The 26,702-nt window shown below is 63.8% G+C and carries 21 protein-coding genes; 14 read left to right on the top strand and 7 right to left on the bottom strand.

Going from position 1 to position 26,702, the window contains the following annotated elements:
- Positions 1-2: 2 nt before the first annotated feature.
- Together DT068_RS01940 and DT068_RS01935 are read right to left on the bottom strand one after the other, a co-directional pair.
- Complete coding sequence (locus tag DT068_RS01940; RefSeq protein WP_368904365.1) at positions 3-2,789, bottom strand: molybdopterin-dependent oxidoreductase; 2,787 nt, start codon at positions 2,787-2,789, stop codon at positions 3-5.
- Positions 2,765-3,619, bottom strand: a complete 855-nt coding sequence (locus DT068_RS01935) for an FAD binding domain-containing protein (RefSeq protein WP_119388073.1) — start codon at positions 3,617-3,619, stop codon at positions 2,765-2,767. The genes DT068_RS01940 and DT068_RS01935 overlap by 25 nt, the downstream gene beginning before the upstream one ends.
- 156 nt (positions 3,620-3,775) lie before the next feature.
- Here DT068_RS01935 and DT068_RS01930 point away from each other — a divergent pair, with 156 nt between their 5' ends.
- From DT068_RS01930 to DT068_RS01920, 3 genes are all read left to right on the top strand, one after another.
- Complete coding sequence (locus DT068_RS01930) at positions 3,776-4,549, top strand: ferredoxin--NADP reductase (RefSeq protein ID WP_119388072.1); 774 nt, start codon at positions 3,776-3,778, stop codon at positions 4,547-4,549.
- Between the two features lie 236 nt (positions 4,550-4,785).
- Complete coding sequence (locus tag DT068_RS01925) at positions 4,786-6,273, top strand: peroxidase family protein (RefSeq protein ID WP_162913950.1); 1,488 nt, start codon at positions 4,786-4,788, stop codon at positions 6,271-6,273.
- A gap of 15 nt (positions 6,274-6,288) precedes the next feature.
- Positions 6,289-6,714: a hypothetical protein gene (locus DT068_RS01920; RefSeq protein WP_119388070.1), complete on the top strand. Its 426-nt coding sequence runs from the start codon at positions 6,289-6,291 to the stop codon at positions 6,712-6,714.
- A 63-nt stretch (positions 6,715-6,777) separates the two neighbouring features.
- Here DT068_RS01920 and DT068_RS01915 read toward each other — a convergent pair whose 3' ends face one another.
- Positions 6,778-7,863: a YcaO-like family protein gene (locus DT068_RS01915; protein WP_162913949.1), complete on the bottom strand. Its 1,086-nt coding sequence runs from the start codon at positions 7,861-7,863 to the stop codon at positions 6,778-6,780.
- Between the two features lie 206 nt (positions 7,864-8,069).
- Here DT068_RS01915 and DT068_RS01910 point away from each other — a divergent pair, with 206 nt between their 5' ends.
- The 11 genes from DT068_RS01910 to DT068_RS01860 all read left to right on the top strand — a co-directional run bounded on the left by DT068_RS01910 (position 8,070) and on the right by DT068_RS01860 (position 21,486).
- Positions 8,070-10,556, top strand: a complete 2,487-nt coding sequence (locus tag DT068_RS01910; protein ID WP_119388068.1) for an adenylate/guanylate cyclase domain-containing protein — start codon at positions 8,070-8,072, stop codon at positions 10,554-10,556.
- Between the two features lie 330 nt (positions 10,557-10,886).
- Positions 10,887-12,206: an NAD(P)/FAD-dependent oxidoreductase gene (locus tag DT068_RS01905; RefSeq protein ID WP_368904364.1), complete on the top strand. Its 1,320-nt coding sequence runs from the start codon at positions 10,887-10,889 to the stop codon at positions 12,204-12,206.
- 93 nt (positions 12,207-12,299) lie between these two features.
- Positions 12,300-12,845, top strand: a complete 546-nt coding sequence (locus DT068_RS01900) for a MarR family winged helix-turn-helix transcriptional regulator (RefSeq protein ID WP_119388067.1) — start codon at positions 12,300-12,302, stop codon at positions 12,843-12,845.
- Positions 12,846-12,875: 30 nt separating this feature from the next.
- Positions 12,876-13,574: an SDR family NAD(P)-dependent oxidoreductase gene (locus DT068_RS28265; RefSeq protein ID WP_119388066.1), complete on the top strand. Its 699-nt coding sequence runs from the start codon at positions 12,876-12,878 to the stop codon at positions 13,572-13,574.
- Positions 13,575-14,903, top strand: coding sequence for an NAD(P)/FAD-dependent oxidoreductase (locus DT068_RS01890; RefSeq protein ID WP_119388065.1), 1,329 nt, complete (start codon positions 13,575-13,577; stop codon positions 14,901-14,903).
- A 67-nt stretch (positions 14,904-14,970) separates the two neighbouring features.
- The gene (locus DT068_RS01885; protein ID WP_119388064.1) at positions 14,971-16,656 is read left to right on the top strand and encodes a peptide ABC transporter substrate-binding protein; all 1,686 of its coding nucleotides are present in this window, start codon (positions 14,971-14,973) and stop codon (positions 16,654-16,656) included.
- A gap of 69 nt (positions 16,657-16,725) precedes the next feature.
- The gene (locus DT068_RS01880) at positions 16,726-17,679 is read left to right on the top strand and encodes an ABC transporter permease (protein ID WP_119388300.1); all 954 of its coding nucleotides are present in this window, start codon (positions 16,726-16,728) and stop codon (positions 17,677-17,679) included.
- A 7-nt stretch (positions 17,680-17,686) separates the two neighbouring features.
- Positions 17,687-18,574 carry an ABC transporter permease gene (locus tag DT068_RS01875; protein WP_119388063.1) on the top strand — a complete coding sequence of 296 codons (888 nt, stop codon included), beginning with the start codon at positions 17,687-17,689 and terminating at the stop codon, positions 18,572-18,574.
- A 7-nt stretch (positions 18,575-18,581) separates the two neighbouring features.
- A complete protein-coding gene (locus tag DT068_RS01870) occupies positions 18,582-19,598 on the top strand; it encodes an ABC transporter ATP-binding protein (RefSeq protein WP_119388062.1) in 1,017 nt (338 codons plus the stop codon).
- On the top strand, positions 19,595-20,617 hold the full coding sequence (locus DT068_RS01865; protein ID WP_119388061.1) for an ABC transporter ATP-binding protein: 1,023 nt from the start codon (positions 19,595-19,597) through the stop codon (positions 20,615-20,617). Before DT068_RS01870 ends, DT068_RS01865 begins: the two co-directional genes overlap by 4 nt.
- Before the next feature lie 38 nt (positions 20,618-20,655).
- A complete protein-coding gene (locus DT068_RS01860) occupies positions 20,656-21,486 on the top strand; it encodes an ectoine synthase (RefSeq protein WP_162913948.1) in 831 nt (276 codons plus the stop codon).
- Here DT068_RS01860 and DT068_RS01855 read toward each other — a convergent pair.
- The 4 genes from DT068_RS01855 to DT068_RS01840 form a co-directional block, all read right to left on the bottom strand.
- The gene (locus tag DT068_RS01855) at positions 21,480-23,567 is read right to left on the bottom strand and encodes an oxidoreductase (protein WP_119388059.1); all 2,088 of its coding nucleotides are present in this window, start codon (positions 23,565-23,567) and stop codon (positions 21,480-21,482) included. The genes DT068_RS01860 and DT068_RS01855 overlap by 7 nt on opposite strands.
- 76 nt (positions 23,568-23,643) lie before the next feature.
- Positions 23,644-24,426 (bottom strand): ABC transporter ATP-binding protein, encoded by a 783-nt coding sequence (locus tag DT068_RS01850; RefSeq protein ID WP_119388058.1) that lies wholly within the window; start codon positions 24,424-24,426, stop codon positions 23,644-23,646.
- Between the two features lies 1 nt (position 24,427).
- Positions 24,428-25,231, bottom strand: a complete 804-nt coding sequence (locus DT068_RS01845; protein ID WP_119388299.1) for an ABC transporter permease — start codon at positions 25,229-25,231, stop codon at positions 24,428-24,430.
- Positions 25,232-25,393: 162 nt separating this feature from the next.
- Complete coding sequence (locus DT068_RS01840; RefSeq protein ID WP_119388057.1) at positions 25,394-26,377, bottom strand: ABC transporter substrate-binding protein; 984 nt, start codon at positions 26,375-26,377, stop codon at positions 25,394-25,396.
- Between the last annotated feature and the right edge of the window lie 325 nt (positions 26,378-26,702).

The raw sequence follows: 26,702 nt of genomic DNA, 5'->3' as shown, positions 1-26,702 counted from the left end.
GGTCAAGTCTCCTTTGCGCTGAGCAAGGCGGCGCGGATGCGGTCGGGTGTGGCGGGCACGCGCCTGATGCGCATGCCCGTCGCGTGATGGATGGCATTGAGGATGGCGGGCGCCGTCGGGATGAGGGCTTGCTCTCCCACACCCTTGGCGCCGAAGGGCCCGACCGGTGACTGGTCCTCGATCAGGATCGTCTCGACCAGCGGCATGTCGCCGATCGTCGGGATCAGATAGTCATGCAGGTTTTCGCCGCGGCCCGGATGGAATTCCTCCATCAGCGCCATGCCGAGCCCTTGCGCGATGCCGCCTTCGATCTGGCCTTCGATCAGCGTCGGGTTGATGGCGCGCCCGACATCATGCGCCGCTGTGATCTTGCGTATCTTCACCTTGCCGAGCTCGACATCGATCTCGATCTCGGCCAGATGCGCGCCGAAGCCATAGGCGGCATAGGGCTCGCCCTGGCCGTTCTCGTCGAGCGGCGTGGTCGGCGGGTTGAAGGTCTCTTCGCTCTTGAGCACATAGCCGAAGCCGTCGCGCGCGAGGCCGGTGAGCTCGATCCGGTGCGTCATGACGCCGTCATCGATGATCGCTTTTCCGTCCTCGAGCGTGAAGGAGGCGCCCTCGCCCGCATTGGCGAGCCGCAGGATCGAGGCTTTGAGGGCCTGGCCCGCAAGCTCCGCCGCCTTGCCGGTGACGAAGGTCTGGCGCGACGCCGAGGTCTTGCCGCAATCGGGCGTCAGCGCCGTATCGGCCGAGACGCGGTCGATGATGCCGATCGGCACGCCGAGCGCATCGGCGAAGATCTGCGTGATGACGGTGTTGGAGCCCTGGCCGATATCGACGGCACCCTGATGCAGCGCGATGCGCCCGTCGGGCTTGAGCCCGGCGCGGATCGTCGACGGATTGGGCAGTGAAGTGTTGCCGCAGCCATACCACATGCCGGCAATGCCGACGCCGCGGCGCAGATGCGCTGCCTTCGCATTGTGATCATCTGCGTCCTTCAGAGCGCGGGCCCAGTGTGGCCGCAGCACCTCGAGACAGGCGCGGATGCCCACTCCCTCGCCCAGTATTTGTCCCGTCACCGTCGGCTGGCTTGCATCGAGCGCATTCAGGATGCGGAATTCGAGCCGGTCCATGCCGATACGTTCCGCCAGCTCGTCATAAAGCTGCTCCTGGGCGATCGCCGTCTGCGGCACGCCGAAGCCGCGGAAGGCGCCGGCGGGCACGACATGCGTGTGGATGGCGCGCGCCAGCGCCCGGTAATGCGGCACGAAATAAGGACCCGACGCATGGACCGGCACGCGATTGGCGACCGTCGGGCCGAAGGAGGCATAGGCGCCGGTATTGAAATCGCCGGTGAAGTCGAGGCCCACGAGCTTGCCCTCGCGGGTGACGCCGGCCCGCGCGCGGATACGGGCCGGATGCCGCTTGGTCGTGGTCATGATCGACTCGCTGCGGCTATAGACCATGCGCACCGGCTGATCGAGATGGAAGGCGGCGATTGCCACGAAAGGCTGCAGCGACAGATCGAGCTTGGAGCCGAAGCCACCGCCCACTGCCGTCGGCACGATACGCACCTGTTCGGGCGCGAGGCCCAGGATCTTCACCAGGTCGTCGCGGTTCATATAGGGCGCCTGGGTCGAGGTATGGATCTCGACCGTGTCGCCGACGCGCCGTGCCCAGGCGGCCTCGGGCTCGATATAAGCGTGCTCGACAAAGCCGGTTTCGAATTCGCCCTCGACGACGACGGCGGCCGAGGCAAGCGCTCTGTCGACATCACCACTGACCACGCGCCCGCTGGTGAGCAGATTGTCCGGCCGCTCCTTATGTATGAGCATGCCCTGCTGCGCCTCATCCATCGTCAGCAAGGGCGTCAGCTCGTTCCATGTCACCGGGAAGGTGCCGAGATCGAGGCTCTCGATCGCCGCAGGCTCACCCACCACCAGCGCCACCGCCTCGCCCTTGAAGCGGGTTTCATCGATCGCGAAGACCGGCTGGTCGGCGAAAGGCTCGATGACGCCATGCCGGTTGACGCTGGGAATGTCGGCCGCCGTCAGCACACGCAATATGCCGGGATGCGCGCCGATCCAGCCATCGATATTGCCCAGCGTAAAACGCGCATGGTGATGCGGCGAGCGTATGGCGCGCGCCAGCAAGGCATCAGCAGGCGTGGCATCGGCGCCGAAGATCTCGCTGCCGTCAACCTTTCGCACGCCATCGAGCCGCGCGATGCGGGCACCCACCGCGGCGCCGATCTTCGGGCTCACATAGATGGACTCGACCCCTTCGGCCGCAGCGAGCACCGCCGAGATGATCTTGCGATAACCGGTGCAGCGGCACAGCACGCCGCCCAGCGCATCCATGACCTGCTGCTCGGAGGGCTTGCGCGTCTCTTCGAGCAAGGCCGCGGCCGAGACCAGCATGCCCGGCGTGCAGATGCCGCATTGCGCCGCCCCTTGCGCGAGGAATGACTGTTTGAGGCTTTCGCCGGCCCGCGTGCAGCTGGCCAGGCCTTCGATGGTGACGACGGAGGCGCCTTCCACCTGCTGCACGCTGGTGAGGCAGGCGCAGGCCGGCGCACCATCGATCAGCACCGTGCAGGCGCCGCAATCGCCGGCATCGCAGCCGACTTTGGTTCCCCACAGCGCAAGCTTCTCGCGCACCACCTTGCTCAGGCGCTCGGCCGGGGCGCTGGTGACCGAAACCGTCTTGCCGTTCAGCGAGAATTCGAGCTCGGCATGGCCCTGGGCGATGATCTCATGGCGCGTCATGCCGAGGCTCCCTTGGCGCATTCGCCTATCACGCGCCGCACCAGCAAGAGGGCCGCGTCGCGCCGGTAGGTTCCGGTGGCGCGCACATCATCGATGGGCGAGAGATCTGCGAGATGGCGGGCTTCGGCACTGCGGCCAAGCTCCGCCGCCACAGGCTTGCCAAGCAGATCGGCTTCCAGCGCGCGCAGGCGCTGCGCCACGGCCGAGCAGGCGCCGACCGCGATCTTCGCATCGGCAACGCTTCCATCATCGCCGCGCACCAGATTGACCGCCACCATGGCGATGGAGATCACGAGATAATGACGGGCGCCGAGCTTGGCAAAGGTGGAGGAGGCCCTGCCCCGGGCGCGCTGCTGCGGCACGATGATGGCGGTGAGGATCTCGTCGGACTTCAACGCGGTGCGCCGGTTGCCCAGGATGAAGTCGCTGAGCGCAAGCCTGCGCATGGCCTCCGCCGAGGCGAGTTCGACCTCGGCCTCGAGCGCCAGCAAGGGCGGTACCCCGTCCGCGGCAGGGGATGCATTGCACAGATTGCCGCCGATCGTGGCGCGGTTCTGGATCTGGATCGACCCCACTTCCCGGCCCGCCGCCTTGAGGGCGTCGAAGGCCGGCGGCAGCGGGCTCGCGATGAGCTTCGTCCAGCTGGTGCAGGCGCCGATGCGGATTTCCTGCGGACCGACGCTGATCCCGTCGAGCCCGGCAATCCGGGTGAGATCGATGATCGTGCCCTGGGGCTGCGCCGTCCCCAGCGCCGGGTAGAAATCGGTGCCGCCGCACAGGATCTTGCTGCCGGCCTTGGCCCGCAGCTTTGTGGCTTCCGCTAGGTTGGTGGGTCTGATATAGGCGTTCATCCGCCGGCGGTCCGAGTTGCCACGCTATTTCGTATGTATACATATGACAATGGCATTGGGCAAGCGCAGGACCCAGCCCCGCCACCGAGAAATTCGTTGACATACGGCATTTCTCCACTATCATTTGTATACAAACGATATCGGATCGCTTTATCCATGAGCAATTTCGTCGAAGAGACGGTCCTCAGCGTTCATCATTGGACCGATCGCCTGTTCAGCTTCCGCACCAGCCGGCAGCCCGGCTTCCGCTTCCGCAACGGCCAGTTCACCATGGTGGGCCTGAATGAGGGCAAGAAGCCGCTGGTCCGCGCCTACAGCATGGCGAGCCCCAATTACGAGGACTATCTCGAATTCTTCAGCATCAAGGTTCCGGGCGGGCCGCTGACCTCCAAGCTCCAACACATCAAGGACGGCGATCAGGTGGTCATCGGCCAGAAGCCGACCGGCACGCTCGTCCTCGACAATCTCCTTCCGGCCAAGAATCTCTATCTTCTCGGCACCGGCACCGGACTTGCCCCCTTCCTCAGCCTCATCCGCGATCTCGAGACCTATGAGCGTTTCGAGCGCGTGATCCTGATGCATGGCTGCCGCTTCGTCACCGATCTTGCCTATGCCGACTATCTGACTAATGTGCTGCCGAACGACGAGATCTTCGGCGAGCTGGTGCGCGAGAAGCTGGTCTATTTCCCGACCGTGACGCGCGAGGCCTTCCGCCATGTCGGGCGCATCACCCATCATCTGCAGCAGCCATCCTTCTTCGACGATGTCGGCGTGCCGCCCCTCTCCCCCGAAAACGACCGCATCATGCTGTGCGGCAGCCCGCAGATGATCCAGGATCTCAGAACCCTGATCGAAGGCCTGGGCTTCGAGGAAGGCAATCACGGCGAGCCCGGGCATTTCCTGGTCGAGAAGGCCTTCGTCCAGCGCTAGAACCGCCATCTGTACGACAGTGGCTGCGCCTTCCACGAGAGTCCACGCTCTCGTGTTCGGTCATTCGACCATGACCAAAATCACTCGATTGCAGCTAGACTCTTACGTTAAGGCATGCAACCATTATTGGGAGCTGTAGGGTGAATTCTTAAACCCGTGGAGGATTCTTGCTTGCACGAGAGGCAAAGCGGCCCCTCAAACATGGGCGCAGCACATACGTCCTCGACGACAGATATGTGTTCGACATTGGCGGCGCCCGCGCCGACATCGATATTTTGGATGCCGACCCGACATCGGGCTACCCGTTTCGTTTCACCAGGGCTCTCACCGAAGGCGCCAACCAACCGTCCATAAGAGTCTTGACGGAACTGGGAAAGGCGATGACTAGCGATGCCCTCAATGTCGGCGACAGCACGATACCAGCGGGCTACTCATATTTGGGCCAATTCATCGCGCATGAGACAACGCACAACGAGACGGCTTACAAAGAGTACCGCAATGTAAAGGATATGAAGCAGGCCGCTTCTCCAAGGCTGGATTTGGACAGCATATATGGCAAATTGGATTTCCGTAGTTTCAATACTCCTCCGTTTCACTTGCCGATGGGTTACACCACACCGTCGTCCCATATACCTCCTTTGAAATGCAGGTCCTTTCCCCGAGATCTTCCGCGCGATGAGAACGGAAAGACGACCATTGCCGACACGCGCAACGACGGAAATGTCACCGTCGCGCAAATGCATATTGCGTTGATGCGATTCCACAACGCCATTGCGACCCTGCTGCACGAATCTCGTCAGCGTCATACGATGGACGATGTTGTGGAGATGACGGTGCAGCACTTCCAATCTGTGGTGCTGCACGACTTCCTGCCGAGGATTACCGATCCGGATGTCTACGCGGATATTCGCGACAATGGGTCGGTGTGGTTTCCGAACGTCCTCAAGGACCGGACCGATCCCCTCCCGATGCCGATTGAATTTGCGATGGCGGCATTTCGCTTCGGCCACAGCATGATCAGACCATCCTACGGACACTGGAATCCGTATGTATCTCCTGACATCTCAGACATGTTTGATCTGACGAATGAGAACGGCAGCCTGAAGTCCCCACTCCCATCGGAATGGATAATTAACTGGAGGAAATTCTTTCCTCCCCCATTCCTGGGAGGCGCCTCGCTCGCGGGGCTGATCTACTCGCGCCCGATTGATACCCGCATAGCAATTCCGCTCGGTACGCTGCCGGATCGGGTATTGGCCTCTCCTGATCCCTCAAACAATCTCGCCGTGCGAACCTTGCTCTTCGGGCAAGCGCTTGGATTGCCAAGTGGGCAGGCGGCCGCCGCGGAACTCAATGTGTTGCTGAGGTGTGCAGGAAGGGCAGAGATCAACATACTGAGCGAGAAACAGGTTCTCGCGGATGAGAATAGCGCCATCCTGGGCCAGGAAAAGCTGGCTATAGAGACCCCCCTTTGGTTTTACATTCTGAAGGAAGCAAAAATTCAGCAGTCCGGGAACGCTCTGGGCCAGCTTGGTAGTCGGATTGTCATCGAGGTTCTGCGCGCACTCATAGAGCGGTGCCAAAATTCCATACTCGATCCAAAACGACCCTGGTCGCCAACACTTCCTCGTTCCCAGGACGAGCACTTCACGATGATTGACCTTCTGAATTTCTCGGGAGGACTCAACGTCTACGAAGAATTGGGGCCATGCCCCGAGCCATAACTGGAGGAGAAACTTATGGGCAGTCTCAGAATTCTGATGGGCAACAGCTCCGGAGCGCTTGATGTCAACGGCTACATCGAATTGGCCGAAGATTTGAAGAATCTCACCCCCAAAGAATATAAAGCTCTGGGACGTGTCAATCCCGCCATACGTTTCCTTAAAACCGGAACTCCAGCCAAGACCGGCGGAACCAGAAACCGGTTGGTATATGATGAGGATGGAGTTGAGATTGATCCAAGTACTCATCATATCGTGTTTACGTCTGACGAGAGCTTCGATGATGTCGATCGCCCAATAACTCGAATATCGATCCCGGAGGAGATGCCGAACAATTTTGGGTACCTTGGGGCCTTTATCACCGAGATCAACAACCTGAGTGGTGATCCGCCAAAGCAAAGGAAGTTTGTCTTTGGCATGACGCTCATCACGAAGTGTCGTTGACCCCGATCGGAGGGTGGTATTCAAAAACGAAGGCCACGTGGACATCCTGTTGCCAGGATAAATCTAGACGAGTAGCGGGACGTCATTGAGCGCATCTTCGCCGAACGAAGAACCCGGTGGATAAATACGCTTGCGGCCAAACCGGGGCTTCCCCAGGCACAGATCAGGAGACAGCACCCTGACAGAGGGTACCGACAGCTCTGGGCGTGTCTGGTCGATCCAATAGACGGATATGCCTGCCCTCTCGCAAGCGTTCAGGCAGGCGTCGAGATCAAGATTACCATCCTGGTGCGTTGACTTCAGCTCTTCGCCAACCAGGCTCAGGGGCTGGGTCGCCATCGTGACGCGCTCGCACCAGAGATCCCAGGCTTGCGAGCTGCCGGGGGCGGACCTCGCTATATCGAGCGACACTTCCATCTGCAGGACTTCGATCACTGCGGATCGGGCTGCTGCGCATGCATTGCCTGAAGCGGCCGATCCGGTGGCGATATCCGTCCCATCGGGCTCACAGGTGACAGCGACGAAGGCCGGCACGGCGATATCGCTTGTTATCTCGATCAGGTGACAGCGCCGCGATCGATCGCGCAAATAGGAGCCCAGCTGATCCGGCAGACCGCAAGATGTCAGGTCGACGGTCTTGCCGGGCACACGGCCATACCACCAGCGTGCGACGGCGTCCCTTTCAATCAGCTCAAGAAGTCCCGAGCATTTGGCGGACTCCAGCGTTTCCCCGCTGGCGCAGCCATTGCTGTCGGCGATCGCGACCGCTTCCTCGTCTCCGCGCTCTCGCCTGCCGATGAGAACGGTATCGGCCGGCACAAACTTGCTTGCGGCACCATAAGCGTCCTCGACCTTGAGCCAGTCGATCACGGCCTCCGGATCCGGCCGTCTCGGACGCCAATCGAACCAGCCATACTGCCGGTTCCAAGGATCGCGCTCCGCATATTGCGACGCACTCAAGCCGATCAGGTCTTCGGCCGGGATCGCCTCGCCCCTGAGCTCATGGCGGGACGCTCCGACGATCGGCTCATCTCCCCAGGCGCAGCTGCTGGCAAGCTCGATCAGTTCGCCGAAACAGCTTAGCCGGCACTGAGCGCGCGTTAACCCTCTCCCATTGGCGGCCCGACCGCGCATCGGCGTCGCCGCCATCGGAAAATTGGGAAATTCCCGCGCCAGCCTGCCGGTCGGGATGGCAATTGAAAAGAACGCCGGGCAGCCGTCGGGCGCTATCTCCAGCGGCTCGAAGCACTGCCACAGCCTTTGCCCGCCTGTCTCGTCCAATATACCCTCTGGAGCGGTTCCCCGAACCTCTGATATTATCGGGGAGCAGCGCGCGCACAAGGAGTTGCCGTCGATTGGGCGTCCGACCGAGAAAGACAGCGCTCAAGGCCATCCTGATCGCGGACATGGTGGACTACAGCCGCCGCGTGAGCGAGCGCGAGGCCTCCACGCTGGATTTCGTCGCCAGATGCTTCACGCTCTTTCGCGAGCACTGCGCCGGATTTGATGCCTCGGTCATCAAGACCATGGGCGACGGCATCATGCTCGAATTCGCCTCCGCGTCGGAGGCCATCCAGTATGGCCTTGAGATGCAGGGCGCGATTGACCGCCTGCAAGGCGAAGCCCCCCGCAAGGCACAATTCCGCATCGGCGTGCATGCCGGCGAGGTCGAGTCGGTCGATTCCGACATATACGGCCATGCCGTGAACGTGGCTTCCCGCGTGGTCGGCTTTGCCAGGCCGGGAGGCATCTGTGTCTCCCATGACGTCTACCAGCAGGCGCGGCATCATCCGTCCTTCGTCTTCGCCTCGGCAGGCCCCACGCGTCTCAAGAACATTCCCGAGCCGATGACCCTTTACCACGTCACTTCGGGTGGCACGGCGAAGGAGACCGAGGCCACGCGTTACATGGTCCGGACCATCGGATCGGTTTCGATCACCGATGAAGCAGGCCACAAGGCCGATTTGCGCTCGGAGCATGTCCGGGCCCTGCTCGGCTACCTGGCCCTGAGCCCCGGCCATGGCGACTATAAGGAGCGCCTGGCGGCCCTGCTGTGGTCCGAGCGCGAGGCCCAGGCGGCGCGGCGGGCCTTGGCTCAGTGCCTGCGCTCGACCGCCGATGCCTTCCGCAGCCTGCCGAGCTCGCCTTTGCTTCAGGAAGACGGCCAACTGGCGCTCGATGAGAGAAATGTGGCCGTCGATCTCGATGACATTTCCGAGAAGATCGAACTTGGCGTCATCGACAAGCTGCTGGTTGAGCGGCCCGACTGGCCGGAAGCACTCCTGCGCGGCACCGACACGCTGGGCCCCCTCTACCGTTCCTGGCTCCAGGTCACGCGACACAACTGGCGCACCAAGATCGCGGACGCGCTTGAGGTGTGCCTGGGCCGCTTTGAGCCGGACGACACGGCCTTGCGGCGAGCCGCCACGGCGCTGCTTGCCCTCGAGCCCGGTCACGAGATCGCGGTTCAGAAGCTGATCTCGCACTATGCCCATCATCACAACGTCGCCATGGCTGTGAAGACCTTCAAGGAGTTCTCGGCCTATATAAGCGCGCAGTTTCAGATCTCTCCCAGCCAGGCGACGGCCACCCTGATCAGGAACATAACCGAGGGCCGATGGGAGAAGGCGAGCGACACGGCTCCGGCGCCGAAAGCCAAGAACCTGGCGCCGACTCTGGAAGTCGGCCGCATAGACGTCTCCGCCCTGGCGCAAAAGGACATTCATCTGGCCGCGGGATTCCGAAACGAATTGGTGGCGAACCTTGCCCGCTTCAGGGAATGGATCGTCCAGGAAGCCTCGGCGGAGGCGCCTGCCGCGAAGGGCAGCCGGGCCGACTATCAACTCGTGATGTCCTGCTTGCAGACCAAGAGCGGGCTTGCCTTGCAGCTGACGCTTCTCGAAGGCGGCAGCCAGCATATCGTATGGAGCGAGACGGTCGACATTGCCATCGAGACCTGGTTCGACGCGCTTCGGCTCGTTATCCGGCAGGTCGCCGCTCGCCTGCACATCTATCTCTCCTCGGACCGGCTGTCGCGGATCGTGGACAGCGACCACACGGCGCTGAAAAACTACGACGCCTGGCTGCGCGGCGAACACCTTCTGTCGCTGTGGACTCCGGACGCCGAGGATGAAGCCGCCCGGATCTTTCGCCGCATCGTGGAGGACGATCCCAAATTTGCGCCGGCGCTGGCGAGCCTCGCCTCGATCTTCAATGTTCGCCATCTGATAAAGCCCGGCCTGGCGCCCGACGCGCAGCAGGATCGTCAGGCGCTTCAGCTCGCCAGGCAGGCGGCCGAGCTTGACCCGCTCGATGCCCGCAATCATCTCGTGGTGGCCTGGTCATCGGCCATGTCGGGCGAGTTCGACAAGGCGGCAATTCATTACGAGTTGGCGGTGAGCCTGAATCCGGTCGCACCGAAGCTGCTGATCTCCGCCGCCCAGGGGCTTGCCTTCCTGGGCGCCGTGGGGCGCGCTCGCCAGATCATGGAGGAAGCTCTGCAGGCCGCGCCGTTCCTGCTGCCTTACCAGTGGTGCTATGTGTGCTCCACCTGCTGGATGATCGGCAAATATGAACCGGCGCTCATGGCGGCGACCCGCGGCGGGCTGACGACGCTCGATACGCATGGCTGGCGCGCCGCGGCGCTCTCGATGCTGGGTAGAAAGGCTGAGGCTCAAGAGGCCTTTCGCCAGCAGGTCCAGGCGGTCGAGCCCTTATGGGCCGGCGAGCAGAAGGCGACGCCCGAGATTGTCCTTGCCTGGTTCACTTCCGCCTTTCCGATCGCCAGGGAGGCGGATCGGCTGAGGTTGCAGCAGTCTCTCCGCGCCAGCCTGGGTTCCTGACCAACGGCTTCTGCCGGGGTCGGCCTCGTTCACGGCAAGAGCACCGTGGCTCGGCATCCGTGCAGAGATCGATAGTCTTTCCTTTGCCGTTCGAAGATGACCGGGTTCCGGTTCCTGGCTTGATTCCGCCTGCGTCGAAAAATCAGCGGATTCCCCGTCTGGCCAACGTCACATCCATTGACATTGTCCATAGTGGAAACTTACTATTATTTCTCAAATCCACCAGCTCAGACGGCGTGAGCGGTCGCATCGAAATTCATCTGCCGCTCGCAAGGCGGCGGGACGGGGAAGTTGCTTTCCTTCGAAAGCAAGAACGCAGGAACGCGCCGCGTGAAGATACAGGACGCGCCGATAGAGCCTTCTCTCTGGTATGCGACGGCAGCGCCGGCGCCGAAGACGGAGCCGCTCACCGATCGCCTTAACGCCGATGTCTGCGTGATCGGCGGCGGCTATACCGGCCTGTCTTCGGCCCTGCATCTGGCCGAGCAAGGGGTCGATGTCGTCCTCATCGAGGCCAAGGAGATCGGTCACGGCGGCTCGGGGCGCAATGCCGGTCATTGCACGCCGACTTTCCACTTCTATGAGATACCGGCCATCCGCAAGATGCTGGGCGAGCCCTTCGCCGCGCGCCTGATCGCGCGCCAGACCAATGCCGCCAATCTCGTCTTCGACCTCATCCGTCGCTACGACATCGACTGCGAAGGCGTGCAGACGGGCTATGTCCAGGCCGCGCACGCGCCGGGCGTGCTGGCGAAGATGGAAGCGCGCTGCGGCTACTATCAGTCGGTCGGCAAGGCGGCGCGCATGCTTGATCGCGACGAGGTCACGCAGCTGACGGGGTCGCCGCGCTATTACGGCGGCTGGTTTCATCCGGAAGGCGGCCATCTCAATCCGCTGGGCTATTCGCGCGGCCTCGCGCGGGCGGTCATGTCGCGCGGCGGCCGGGTGTTCACGCAATCCCCGGTGACGGCGATCACGCCCGAAGGGGTGCGCTGGCGCGTCGAGACGCAGCAAGGCGCGGTCTTGGCCGACAAGGTGATCTGCGGCACCGGCGCCTATACGACCGGCTTCTGGCCCGGTCTCGACAGGACCTTCAGCACCCTCGGCGTCGCGGTCATGGCGACCCAGCCGATCGGCGACAATCTGCGCAAGATCATCGCGCCCAACAACAATACGGTCGTCGACAGCCGCGGCGACACGATGATCTACAAATACAACAAGGAAGGCCGGCTGGTGACTTCGGCCTTCGTGGAAGGCCGGCGCGGCGGCGACATCGCCTTCACCAAGGCGCTGATGCGCGACAAGCTGAAGTGGCTCCTGCCGCAGCTCACCGAGGTCGACTGGCAATATTACTGGCTGGGCGCCCTCGACATGCAGCCGAAGACGATTCCCCGGCTGTTCGATCTGGCGCCCGGCGTGGTCGCCTCGCTCGGCTATTCCGGCCGCGGCGTGCCGACCGGCACAATGATGGGCACCGTCCTTGCGGAATGGGCCATGGGTGCGCGGCGCGAGGACCTCGCTTTGCCGCTCGAGAAGCTGCGCCCGGCGCCGCTTTACATGAACTTTGCGCCCAGGCTGTTCCTGGCCTGGTCGCGCATCCGCGATCAGCGATTGGCGCGCGCCGGCGGTGCCGATCCGCCGCCCTTCTAGCCAATGCCGAGACCGCGCGAGGGGTTGCAGTTTCAATGACCATCTGCCATCACGAGAAAAAGAGATTAACGGCGAAGGGAGGGCGTCGAGGACATGAGTCCCAGCGATCTGGCGCGACGGCGCGACGAGGCACGACGGCGCAATCCCGGCAAGACGCCGAAAACCATCGCCTATCAGCACATCGATTTCGACATTCTCGATACGCTGCTGAGCTTCTACGTGCGATCGGTCAATCTGCTGGTCAGCCAGGACCTGGATTCTCACACCGAAGCCCTGACTCTCGGCGGCGGGACCGGCAAGATCTCGACCATCCTGATGGTCGATTCCAATCCGGGTCTCAGGCCCTCGGTGCTGGCGCATTTCATCCGCAAGGACCGCTCGGCCATGACCAAGCTGCTCTGGCAGATGGAGCATGCGGGCTATCTGCAGCAGCGGATCTCGCCCGCCGAGCGGCGCGCGCGCGAGCTCTATCTGACCAGGAAGGGCAAGGATCTGGCCAGGCGCCTGCGCCTCGTCATCAAGAAGCAGGACGACGACTTCTTCGCCATATTGAGCAAAGAGGAAAAGGCGACGCTCACCCGCGTGCTGCGCAAGGTCTACGAGACCTATATAGACACACAGCCCCTCGCCGAGGGCTGACGCTCACGCTCCATTGCCGGGGACTTGGCAATGGTTGAGCGTGTGGCGATGATCTCCGGCGCCAATCGCGGCATCGGTGCCGCGATCGCGGCGCATCTCGCCGAGCGCGGCTGGCGCTTGAGCCTCGGCATGCGCAAGCCGCAAGACCTGACCGCGCCACCCGGCGGACCGGCCACGCTGGTCTCGCGCCACGATGCCGAGGACATCGCCAGCGAGGCCGCCTGGGCCGGGCGGACCGTTGAGCGCTTCGGCCGCATCGATGCGGTCATCGCCAATGCCGGCATGATGATCCCGAAGACCGTGATCGAGGCCGATGACGGCGATCTCGACCTGCTGTTTCAGGTCAATGTGCGCTCGCCGCTGAGGCTCGTCAAAGCGGCCTGGCCGTTTCTCACCCGCTCGGGGCAAGGCCGGGTGGTGACGCTGGTCTCGCTTTCCGGCAAGCGGGTGAAGTCCGCCCGCTCCGGCCTTTATGCCACGAGCAAGTTTGCCGCCCTTGCCATGACGCATGCGATCCGTCAGGCCGGCTGGGATCTGGGCGTGCGCACCACCGCCATCTGCCCGGGCTTCGTCGCCACCGACATGGCGATCGGCCTCACTGAGCGGGCGCCCGAAGACATGACCCAAGCCTCCGATATTGCCCGGCTGGTCGGCATCGTGCTGGACCTGCCGAATACCGCGAGCATTGCCGAAATCCCGATCAACTCAACCCTGGAGGAGATGGTTTAGATGGGTCCGGTCGTCGATCCTGTGGAAGCCGAACATCGCATCCCATCAAGCGTCGATGTCGTCATTGTCGGGGGCGGCATCATCGGCACCAGCGCAGCCTTCTTTCTGGCGCAGAAGGGGGTTTCCGTGGCCCTGTGCGAGAAGGGCCACATCGCCGGCGAGCAGTCCAGCCGCAACTGGGGCTGGGTGCGCAAGGCACGGCGCGATCCGCGCGAGATTCCGCTGATCGTCGAAAGCCTGCGCCTGTGGGAGGGCCTGAATGGAGAGGTCGAAGGCGAGACCGGCTTCCGCCGCACCGGCATTCTCTTCGCTGCCGAGAGCGACGCCGATGTCGCGCGCTACGAAACCTGGCTCGGCCATGCCCAGCCTTACCAGATCGAGGCGCGCCTCGTTGCCGGCAATGAGCTCGATCGGATGATGCCGGGCGGCGGACGGCGCTGGAAGGCCGCCCTCTACTGCGCCACCGACGGACGCGCCGAGCCGCAGAAGGCAGCGCCCGCGATCGCCGCGGCTGCCCGTCGCGCCGGCGCGGCGGTGCTGACCAATTGCGCCGTGCGCGGCGTCGAGAAGAGCGCCGGCAAGGTGTCGGCGGTGATCACCGAGCATGGCCGGATCGCCTGCAACACCCTGGTGGTGGCGGCGGGCGCCTGGTCCAGGCGCTTTCTCAAGGATCTGGGCCTCACCTTGCCGCAGCTCAAGGTGCGCGCGAGCGTGATGCGCACAGCACCCCTCGACGGGCCGCCGGAGACGGCGCTGTGGTGCAACGATTTCGCGTTCCGCAAGCGGCTCGACGGCGGCTACAACATCGCCAACGGCAATGTGAATGTCGTGCCGATCGTTCCCGACAGCTTCCGCTTCTTCAGCAACTTCCTGCCGGCACTGCGCGAGGACCACAAGAGCCTGAAACTGCGCCTCGACGGCCGCTTCCGGCAGGAGCTGCACGAGGCGAGGCCGGTGCCGCTCGACCAGCCATCGCCCTATGAAGAGACCCGTGTCCTCGATCCGGCGCCCGACAGCGAATATCTGCGTACGGCGCTCGATCGATTGGTGGAGATGATCCCGTCTTTCGCCGCGGCCGAGGTCGTCCAGGAATGGGCCGGCCTGATCGACGTCATGCCCGACGCGATACCGGTCATCTCGGGCGTCGACGGCGTGCCGGGCCTCATCATCGCGACCGGCTTCTCCGGTCATGGCTTCGGCATCGGCCCCGGCGCCGGCCGCCTCATTGCCGATCTGGCGATGGGCGTGGCGCCGATCGTCGATCCAGGTGAATTCCGTTTCTCGCGTTTCAGCGACGGCACGCGCGTGCGGCCGATCGCCGGAATCTGAAACAGGCCCGATCCGCGGCGGGTCCGTTTGAAACCGCGGCAACCGAGTCACAATAGGGAGAAGTGCCATGAGTGAAGACCGCAGAAACGAAACCATCCCATTGCTCACCAGCCGCCGGCGCCTGCTGGCGCTCGGCGCATCGGCGGGCGCGCTCGCCTGGGCCGGCCCGAAAATGGGCTGGATCCCCGCCGCAGAGGCGGCGACCCCGCCCTCCAAGCCGACCGGACAGGCGGTGATCGGCCTCTCGCAGGAGCCGACCGTCTTCATGCCGCTCCTCGCCCATATCGAGGTCGACGAAGGCGTCTATTTCAATCTCTTCAGCCCGCTCTGGCGCGTCGACGAGAAGGGCGAATTCCAGCCCGATCTCGTCGCCGAGGTCCCGACGCTGGAGAATGGCGGCATATCGGCCGATGGCCTCGAATGGCATTTGAAGCTCAACGACAAGGCCAAGTGGCATGACGGCACGCCATTCACGGCCGACGACGTGAAGTTCAATATCGAGCTGATCCAGAATCCGAAATTCCTGGCCGGCCGCCGTTCCGGCATCGATCTGATCCAGGACATCAAGATCCTGGGTCCGAGCGAGCTCACCTTCAAGCTCAAGAGTCCCTATGCGCCGCTGCCTTCGATCATCTCCTGGACATTCCTCGTGCCGAAGCATCTGCTCGAGAAGGCGGCGGACTTCAACAAGCCCGAGGCGTTCCTGGCCAACCCGGTGGGCACCGGCGCGTTCAAATGGGTCGAGCGCGTGCCCGGCGATCACATCACGCTCGCCGCCAGCGATGCCTATCACGGCAAGGGCCCCTATCTGGAGAAGCTGATCTTCAAATATGTGCCGGACCTGACGGTGCTCTATACCCAGTTCCAGACCGGTGACGTCGACTATATCGGCATCCAGGGCATCACCCCCGATCACTATGAGGAGGCGAAGTCGCTTGCCGACCGTGTGGTGACGCCGGTGCCGCAGCCCTTCATCGAGAACATCGCCTTCAATCTCGGCAATCCGATCTTCCAGGATGCGGCCGTGCGCGAGGCGCTCTATCTCGCCATGGACAAGCAGAGCATCATCGAGCAGATCTATTACGGCCTGCCAAGCCCGACCGAGTCCTTCCTGCCCAGGCAGTCCTGGGCTTTCAACCCGGATCTGCCGAAGCATGCTTTCGACCAGGAGAAGGCCAGGAAGCTGCTCGACGATGCCGGCTGGAAGCCGGGCGCCGACGGCGTGCGCGAGAAGGACGGCAAGCGCCTTGAGTTCACCAACTCGACCACCGCGGGCAATCATGTGCGCGAGCAGGCGCAGCAATTGCTGCAGCAGACCTGGGGCGACATCGGCGCCCGGATGACCATCAAGAACCTGCCGCCGGCGGTGATGTGGGGCGATTACTGGAACCTCTCCCAGTTCGACACGACGATGGTCGGCATCGACTTCATGGTCGGGCCGGATCCGGACGCGACCCAGTATTTCGCCTCGACCGGCATCGTGGCCAAGGGCGGCGCCGGCAACAACACCACGCAATATGCCAATCCGGACGTCGACAAGCTCCTGGCCGACGGCGCCGCGACCGTGGATATCGAGAAGCGCAAGGCCGCCTACGTGAAGATGCAGGAGCTGACGCGCAAGGACTTGCCCTTCCTGCCGATCTTCCAGTACGCGATGGTGCAGGGCGTCAAGGGCAAGCTCGAAGGCTTCACACCGAACGTCAATGTTCAGGAGAATTGCTGGAACGCCTGCACCTGGTTCTGGGCGAGCTGACGCTACGCGTTTGGATCGTGCCGCGGGCCTGAGATAATCGGCTCGCGGCCGGTCCGAGGGAGAATGCTGATGGCCAACTTCCTGCTCGGCCGCCTGCTGCAGAGCCTTGTGCTGCTGCTCATCGTCTCGATCATCGGCTTCGCCGTGCTGCATCTGGCGCCGGGCGGGCCGCTCAGCCAGTTCGCGCTGGTGCCGGGCCTCAGCAAGGAAGACCTCGCCCGCATCGCGCATGAGATGGGTCTCGACCGGCCGCTGCCGGTGCAATATTGGGAGTGGCTGACGCGGCTCGTCGGCGGCGACTGGGGCCGCTCCTATCGCGACAACCAGCCGGTGCTCGCGGTGATCGCCGGACGCCTGCCGGCGACGCTCGAGCTCATGGGCGCCGCCATCCTCATCTCGGTCTTCGTCGGGATATGGATCGGCGTGATGGGGGCCATCCGCAGCTATTCGCTCTTCGACATGCTGGCGACGGTCGGCGCCATGGTGGCGCTGTCGATCCCGACCTTCTGGTTCGGCCTGATCGTCATCTATGCCTTCTCGGTCAATCTCGGTTGGCTGCCGCCGGGCAACCGCATGACGGTTGGCGGCGACGGCTCGTTCCTCGACTATCTGCACCATCTGATCGCGCCGGCACTGGTGCTGGCGCTGGTCGAGGTGGCGATCTGGAGCCGCTATATGCGCGCCTCCATGCTGGACGTGATCAACCAGGACTTCATCCGCACCGCCCGCGCCAAGGGGCTGCCTGAGCGCACCGTGCTCTGGCACCATGCCTTGCGCAATGCGCTCCTGCCGATGATCGCGCTCGCCGGTGTCGAGATCCCGACGCTTCTCGGCGGCGCGCTCGTCACCGAAACGGTTTTCACCTGGCCGGGCATGGGCCGCCTCCTGCTCGATTCGCTGGGGTACCGCGACTACCCGGTGATCATGGGGATTCTCATGTTTTCGGCGTTGCTGGCGCTGCTCGGCAACCTGCTCGCCGACATCTTCGCCGCCACCGCCGATCCCCGCATCCGGCTGACATGAGGCGCCCATGACGACCGCCGCCGCCCTGGCCCCCCTGGAACGCGACCTCGCCACGACCGGCAACCGTGCCTGGCGCCGTTTCCGCCGCCACCGCCTCGCTCTGTTCGGCATCGTAGCCATCGTGCTCATGGTGCTGGCGAGCATCGTCGGACCGTGGCTCATCCCCTTCGACCAGCTCAAGATCGACATCCGTCACCGCTTCGCGCCACCGCCCTGGGGCGGGCACCTGTTCGGCACCGACCAGCTCGGCCGCGACCTTCTGGTGCGCCTGCTGATGGCAGGACGCATCTCGCTCGCCATCGGCTTCCTGGCGATGATCGTCAGCACCGCCTTCGGCACGCTGGTGGGCATCACGGCCGGCTACTATGGCGGCGCCATTCGCATCGTGCTGATGCGCTTCGTCGATGCGATGCTGTGCTTCCCCTCGATCTTCCTGCTCTTGATCCTCGCCGCCTTCATCCAGCCGAGCGTCACGACGATCACGCTCATCATTGCGGCGACGAGCTGGATGGAGGTGGCGCGCGTGGTGGAAGCGCAGGTGCGTTCATTGCGCGAGCGCGATTTCATCCTGGCCGCCGAGATGATCGGCGCGCCCGGCCGCTATGTCATGTTCCGCGAGCTCCTGCCCAACGCCATCGGGCCGATCGTCGTGGCGGCGACGCTGACCGTCGCCCGGGCGGTTCTGATGGAGGCCTATGTGAGCTTCCTCGGCTACGGCATCCAGGCGCCGATGGCGAGCTGGGGCAACATGCTCAACAATGCCCAGCAATATCTGGGCTCCGCCCCCTGGCTCGCGATCTTTCCCGGCCTCATGATCACGCTCTCGGTCGCAAGCTTCAACTTCGTCGGCGACGGCCTGCGCGACGCGCTCGATGCGCGCTTCGATGTGAAGTGAGCCCCCGATGAAAAGCGAAAATGTGCTCGAAGTTGAAAACCTCTCGGTGACCTTTGCCACCGAGAGGGGCCCGCTCCAGGCCGTGCGCGATGTCTCCTTTACGCTGCATGCCGGCGAGACATTGGCGCTGGTCGGTGAATCGGGCTCGGGCAAGAGCGTCACCAGCCTGGCCATCATGCGCCTCACACCGCCGGCGCCGCTGGTGGCGCTGGGCGGCAGCGTGCTTTTCACCGGCGCGGACGGCGGGAAGCGCGACCTCGTCACTCTCGATCCCGACGCCATGCGCGCGGTGCGCGGCAACGAGATCTCGATGATCTTCCAGGAGCCGATGACGTCGCTCAATCCGGTGCATCGGATCGGCGACCAGATCGCCGAGGCGATCACCTTCCATGAACACATCAGCGCCAGGGCGGCCCTGGATCGCGCCGCCGGGCTCCTCGACAAGGTAGGCATCCCCGATGCGCGCCGCAGGCTTTCCGCCTACCCCCACCACCTCTCGGGCGGCATGCGCCAGCGCGTGATGATCGCCATGGCGCTCGCCTGCAATCCGCGGGTGCTGATCGCCGACGAGCCGACGACGGCGCTCGACGTCACGGTGCAGGCGCAGATCCTGGAGCTCATGAAGGAGCTGCAGCAGGCGACCGGCATGGCGGTGATCTTCGTCACCCACAATCTGGGCGTCGTGGCCGAGATCGCCGACCGGGTGATGGTGATGTATTCAGGCGCGATCGTCGAGAAAGGCGGCGTCGTGCCGCTCATGACCCGGCCGCTCATGCCCTATACGCAAGGCCTCCTCCATTCCGTGCCGCGGCTCGATCCCGAGGCTCTGGGCCTGTCCCCGCTGGAAGCCATTCCCGGCAGCGTGCCGGATCCCTTCCGCCTGCCGCCGGGCTGCACTTTCGCGCCGCGTTGCCGCCACAGGGAGCCTGCGTGCGAGGCGGCTTTGCCCACGCTCGAGGCGGCCAATGGCAACCACGACGTGCGCTGCCGCCGCTGGCGCAGGCTCGCGGAGGCCCGGGCATGACCGCAACGGCGGCGATCGCCGCACCTGTCCCCGAAAGTCCGCTGATCGAAGTGCGCGAGCTTCGCCAATGGTTCCCTGTCGGCGGCGGCCTGCTGCGGCGCGGTGACGTGGTGCGCGCGGTGGACGATGTCTCCTTCTCGATCGCCAAAGGCGAGGTCCTGGGCCTGGTCGGTGAATCGGGCTCGGGCAAGAGCACGCTGGGGCGCGCCATCCTGCGCATGAGCACGCCGACCAGCGGGCAGATCCTGTTCGAAGGCCGCGATGTGACGAAGCTTGGCCGACGGGCGCTGCGCCCGCTCCGGCCGCGCATGCAGTTCATCTTCCAGGACCCGTTCGCTTCCCTCAACCCGCGCATGACGGTGCGCCAGATCGTCGGCGCCCCCCTCCTCATCCAGCGGCCGGAGCTCGACGGCGCGGCGCGCGACGCCCGCATCGGCGAAGTGCTGCGCACGGTCGGCCTGTCGCTGCACTATGCCGGCCGCTACCCGCACGAATTCTCGGGCGGCCAGCGTCAGCGCATCGGCATTGCCCGCGCCTTGATCCTCGAGCCCGCCTTTCTGGTCGCCGACGAGCCGGTCTCGGCGCTCGACGTCTCGATCCAGGCGCAGATCGTCAATTTGCTGATCGACATCCGCAAGGAACTCGGCGTCGCCATGCTGTTCATCAGCCATGACCTGGCTGTGGTCGGCCATCTCTGCGACCGCGTCGCGGTCATGTATCTAGGCCGTATCGTCGAGATCGCGCCGACCCGCGCCTTGTTCCGGCGGCCGCGCCATCCCTATACCGAAGCCTTGTTCTCCGCCGTCCCGGTTCCGGACCCGACCATCCGGCGCGAACGCATCATCCTCAAAGGCGACATTCCGAGTCCATTGGCGCCGCCCTCGGGCTGTGCCTTCCGTGGCCGCTGCCGCTATGCCTTGCCCGAATGCGCAAGCGCGGTGCCGCCGCTCCGGCAAGTGGACGGCGGCCACTGGACGCGGTGCATTCGCGACGACCTGAAGCTCGGCCGTTCCTTGTGATTGCGTTACACTTGCCGGATCGGGAGGAAATATCTGCCATGTTCATCCGCACTGACGCCGAGCTCGAGAGGCTCGGGCGCATAAGGTTTCCGATGGCCAATGACATGTTCCGCTCGGCGCGTTTCCTCACGGCCGCCGACCGGATGGGTTACTCGTATAACGAGAACCGGGCCAGGCAGGGCATCGACGCGATCATCTGGCTGAAGCACCACTGGGAAGCCAATTACATCATCTCCGGCAAGGGCGAGGTCACCGATCTGACGGACGGCAGGACATGGTCTCTCGCGGCGGGCGTTCTCTATGTCGTCGGCCCCAATGACTGGCACCGCCTCCAGGTGAGCGAGGACATGCATTATGTGAGCATCTTCTGCCCGCCGCTCAAGGGCGACGAGCACTTCGACGCGGATGGCGGCTATGAGGCAAGCGGCCCCATCGACAAGACCGACCGGCGCATGTTCGTCAAACAGGCGGACGAGATGCGCCGGGCCGGACAGGAGATCGTCGTAGCCGATGGCCAGGCGCGAACGGTCCGCATGCTGACCAAGGCCGATGGCGTCGGCTTCGGATTTTCGGATGTGCGCCTCGCCCAGGGCGCCGAGGCCGTTCTCTGGTACAAGCATCATTGGGAAGCGAACCACATCATTTCGGGCACAGGCGAGGTGAGCGACCTGACCACCGGCGAGGCGTGGACGCTCGAACCCGGCATGGCCTACAATGTCGGCCCCAGGGACCGCCACCACCTGCGCGCTCACACCGATATGCATCTGGTGAGCATGTTCTGCCCGCCGCTCATCGGCGACGAGCAGCATGACGAGGACGGTGCGCTCGCCCCCAGCGGCCCGGTCCCGCCAGGCCCTCCAGGCTATTGAGTTCTCCAGGGCAGCGGTCCCTCCGCCAGCCCCGTCACCTCGCGCCGGAACAGCGGCGCATCGATGTCGCGCGTTACGTCCAGCTCTTCGGCATAGCGGCGGCCTGAGAAGACGGCGGCCGCGATCGTGCCCGGTGCGACCGCATCTCCGATCGCTGTAACGGATTTGAGCGGCGCTTGCGCCGTCATCTGCGCCTTCACGCCAGCGAGCAGCTCGTTGCGCGGCAGGCGGGCCGTGACGAGAACGCTCGCCTCTGCCTCGACCATCACGCGCCTTCCGGTGAAGACGCACGCCACTTCAGCACCCTGTTGAGTGATGGCGGCGAGACCGTGATTTGTGATGATCCTGACGCCCAGCTCCAGGAGGCGAGCCTGCACGCGGAACTGCTCCATGGTGTTGCGCATCCAGTTGGACGCATCGGGTGCGGGCGTGACCAGCGTCACCTGGCGCCCTTCCGACACCAGCAATTCGGCCAGGACGCCACCCATATAATAATGATCATCGTCATAGACCACCACGCGCTTGCCCTTGGGCCGCGCGCCGGAGTAGAGGTCATCGGGCGTCAGCACCTCGGCTCCCGGGGCCACGCTCACCGGCTTCAGCAGATAGCGCGCCACGCCATCCCGCCGCCAATTCGATCCCGTGGCGATCACCGCGTGATCGCAGCCAAAACCCAGAATATCTTCAGCCGTGAGATCGCTCTCGCGATAGACCGTCACATTGGCGAGCTTGTTGATCTGGCCCTCGCGGTAATCCGCCACCCGGCCCCAGGCTGAAAGCCCGGGAAGCCGCCGCTCCTCGACCAGCCTGCCGCCGAGCACCCGCGATTTCTCCGCCAGCGTCACCTCATAGCCGCGCCGGCCCAGCATCATGGCGGCTTCGAGCCCGGAGGGACCGGCGCCGACAACCAGGACGGAGGACCGCGACCCAGCGATATTGATGCGTTCGGGGTGCCAGCCGCGCCGCCATTCCTCGCCGAAGGACGGATTCTGCGTGCAGCGGCTCGGGCTCATCATATGATCGCCTGCGACGCACATATTGCAGCCGATGCATTCGCGGATATCGTCGATGCGGCCCTCCATGATCTTGTTGGGCAGGAAGGGATCGGCGATCGACGGGCGCGCCGCGCCGATGAGGTCGAGAATGCCGGAACGGACGAGCCTCACCATGTAGTCGGGCGAGGTGAAGCGGCCGACGCCGACCACGGGCTTTGTGGTCAACTGCTTGATGCCGGTGACGAAAGGCTCCTGATACCCTTCTTCCGCGAAGCGCGATGTCTGGCTGTCATTGTCCCAGCTCGACAGCGTCAGGTCCCAGAGATCAGGCAATTCGGCCAGATGCGAAATGATGTCGCGTGCCTCGGCGGCATGGAGGCCCTCCTCGCCCAGGAGCTCGTCGACCGATATGCGGCAGGCGACCGCCATCTTGTCGCCCACAGCATCCTTCGTCTCCTCGATCAACTCCTTCAGCAGGCGCGCCCGGTTCTCGAGGCTGCCGCCATATTCATCGGCCCGCGTATTGAAGCGCCGCGACAGGAAGAACATGGCGCCGCCGAACAGCTTCCCGGCATAGACATAGACGAGATCATAGCCCGCTTTCTTGCCGCGCAGCGCCGCATTGCGATGCCAGCGCCTCAGATTGCGGATATCCTCCTTGTCCATGGCGCGCGCCTGGACGGGATCGTTGAAGATGGAGAAGACCGGAAGATCGACAGGTCCCAGCGGGATCTCACGCGAATAGAGATTGGGCGCGTTCATGCCATTATGGGCAAGCTGCAATCCGGCGAGCGCCCCTTGCGCATGCGTGGCCTCGGCGATCCGGGCCAGCATCGGAACATCGCTCTCGTCCCAGTTGTGCAATTCGATGAAGGGAGCGATATCGCCGGTGGGGTGGATCTCCGCCTGCTCGGTGCACACGACGCCCCAGCCGCCTTCCGCCTTCACCGCCCGCATCGTGGCGAGCGCGGTGGCGTCCCGATACCCCATGCCGTTGCAATGCGGCACCTGGTAGAAGCGGTTTTTCGTGGTGACGGGCCCGATGCGGACCGGCTCGAAGAGGATGTCATAGCGTGGGTCGCGCATGGCCTGGCTCCTAGAGCATCGGACCGAAAAGTGCGAAGCGGTTTTCGGATAGTCCGATGCGCAAACAAAAAGACACTTAGTGCGTCTCGTCGATCTCGTCGCGCAGCTCGTTGATGATCCGCCGCTTGATCGCGATGAATTCGGGCTCCAGCACGATTTCCGGGTCGCGCGGGCGCGGTATGTCGATCCTGATATCGGCCTTGACCTTGCCGGGACGCGCCGTCATCACGATGACCCGGTCGCCCAGCAGGATCGCCTCGTCGATATCATGGGTGACGAAGGCCACCGTCTTCTGCGCATGCTCCCAGACGCGCAGCAGCAATCTCTGCATCGTGTGGCGAGTCTGGCTGTCGAGCGCGCCGAAGGGCTCGTCCATCAGCAGGATGTCGGGATCGTTGGCGAGCGCCCGGGCGATCGCCACGCGCTGCATCATGCCGCCCGACAATTGCTTGGGATAGTGATCGGCAAAGGCGGCAAGCCCGACCTCGCCCAGATAATAATCGACGACCTTCTGCCGCTCCGCCGCCGCAATGCCCTTGCGCTTGAGGCCATATCCGACATTGTTGCGCACCGTGAGCCAGGGAAACAGCGTATAGGCCTGGAACACCATGCCGCGATCGGCGCCCGGCCCCGTCACCATCTGCCCACCGGTATGGATATGGCCCGATGTCGCATCGGTGAGCCCCGCTGCGATATAGAGCAGGCTCGACTTGCCGCAGCCCGACGGGCCGACGATGACGGTGAATTCGTTCGGGCGCACCTCGAAGGATATGCCATCGAGCGCCAGCACGCTTTTTTCGCCCGCCGAATAGACCAGCGAGACGCCGTTGACCGACAGGCTGCCTTTCGCCTTGCTCATCTCATACAGCCCATGGCGCCAGGCGACGCCTGAGATAGCGGAAGAAGAGATCGGAAATGAGGCCCAGGAGGCCGATCAGCACGATGGCGAGGAAGATCGTGTCGACCTGGAAGCCGCGCATGGCTTTCAGCGAGATGAAGCCGAGCCCGCTATTGGCCGCCACCAGCTCGGCCACCACCAGATAGGTCCAGGCCCATCCCATGGTGACGCGCAGCGTGTTGATGATGCCGGGCAGTGCGGCCGGAAAGATCACATGCCACACCGCCTCGCTGCGCTTGGTGCCGAGCGTGTAGCTGGCATTGACGAGGTCGCGCGACACTGCACGCGCCTCATCCGCGATCATCACCAGCTGCGAGAAGAACGTGCCGAAGAAGATGACCGTGATGCGCTGCTCGATGCCGATGCCGATCCACAGGATGAACAGCGGCACCAGCGAGGTGACCGGCAGATAGCGGATGAAGTTGACCATGGGCTCCAGCGCCGCCTGCACGATCCGGTAGGTGCCCATATAGAGGCCGAGCGGCACCGAAATGGCGGCCGAGACCAGGAAGCCGAGGAGGACGACCTTGATGCTCGACCACATATGGACGAAGAGCGAGCCGTCGGCTGCGAGCGTGATGGCGCGCCTGACGACGGCATCCGGCACCGGCAGGAACATGTCCCTGACATAGCCGCCATAGGTGGCGACGGCCCAGGCGCCGAGCACGGCAATCCAGAGGATGGCGCCGGCGATCATGGCGGCGGATGCCGGTATGTCGCCGAACGGCGTCACGAAAGTCTGAAACAAGGAGCGTTTGTTGTTCATCGGTTTCACGAAAGCGGGTTCCGCATATAAAGCATCGGACCGGAAAATGCGCAGCGGCTTTCGGATCATCCGATGCGCAAAAGAAGAGATGGAGTGCCGGATTCAATCCATGAGAGGGCCCGGCACTCTGGCGTGCCGGAACCCGCTGATGGATGAAGTGATCTATTTGTCGATGAAGGACGTGTCGACGAGATCGCCGTAGCCGATCGTCATCTTCATCTTCTGGAAGCCGCCCCAGATCTTGTTGCCCAGATCCATGAGGTCCTTGGCCTCGCCCTTGTCCGGCGTGCCGAAGAACTCGATATTGCGCGGCTTGTCGTAAAAGCGCACGCCCTTGGCGGCTTCGGCGAAATCGGCGGGCTTCTCGAGATAGCCGCCGACGCCCTTGGCCATGATGGCATGGGCCTCGTCCGGATTGGTCTTGATGAACTCGACCGCCTTGTAGACGCCCTTCACGAAGGCCTCGACATCCTTGGGGTTCTTCTGGATGTAGTCGCAGGTCAGCGCCACCACATCGACGATGAGGCCGGGCGTCTGCGAGGAATCGATCAGCACCTTGCCCTGCTTCTTGCTGCGCACCAGCGACAGATGCGGCTCCCAGGTCACGGCCGCCGGAATCTGGCCGGCGATGAAGGCCGCGGCCGCGTCATCGGCCGTCATATTGGTGATCTGCAGGTCTTTCTCGGTCATGCCCTCACGCGTCAGGAGGATGTTGAACCAGAACTGCGAGACCGAGCCCTCATTCATGCCGACCTGCTGGCCCTTGAGGTCCTTCAGCGAATTGACGCCGTCATGCACCAGCACGCCGTCGCCGCCATGGCTGTCGTCGAGCGCGAACACCGCCTTGAAGCAGAATTCGGGCGAGCGGTATTTCATGATCTCATCGATGGTCGATGCATTGCCGTCGAGCTCGCCGGCGGCAATGGCGGCCATATAGAGCGAGGCGTCCTCGATGATGCGAAGCTCGACATCGAGGCCGTTCTCCTTGAAGAAACCCTTGTCGCGGGCCAGGAACATGGGGCCATAGCCCACCCATGTCGTCATGCCGAGCCGCATGTTTCCGGCCTCGGCGGAAGCCATCATGGAAAGGCCCGCCGCGGCGGACAGCACGGCCAGTCCGGCTTTGCGCATCAATGATTTCAGCATTTCGTTTCCTCCTCCTTGTTCATTGGTCGACGTTTCCGCGGGGTTCGCAGAATGAGTTGCATCGGCCTTCATCCCGTCCGGGATGCGCCGAAGAGCTGCATCTGGGTTCCCCGAAGTCTGGTCTGGAGGGTCGGCTCAGGTGAAGGCCTGGCTTTCCCTGTGCGGGCTTCGCCGCTTGGCTTCAATGTCACGCAAAAACCGGCTTGGGAAAACCATGTCTTATGGAAGCTTTGATTAGCTTTTGCCTATTCAGCGGACTGTCGGCCGGGCCGGCTCCCTTGAAATGATTGGAGAAACCGGACCGGGCCGTTGCCGGCCGAGATTC

The organism is Taklimakanibacter lacteus, assembly GCA_003576695.1.
Lineage (GTDB): Bacteria > Pseudomonadota > Alphaproteobacteria > Rhizobiales > Aestuariivirgaceae > Taklimakanibacter > Taklimakanibacter lacteus.
The sequence above is the reverse complement of the archived record's forward strand: the minus strand, read 5'-3'. Positions and strand labels throughout refer to the sequence as shown.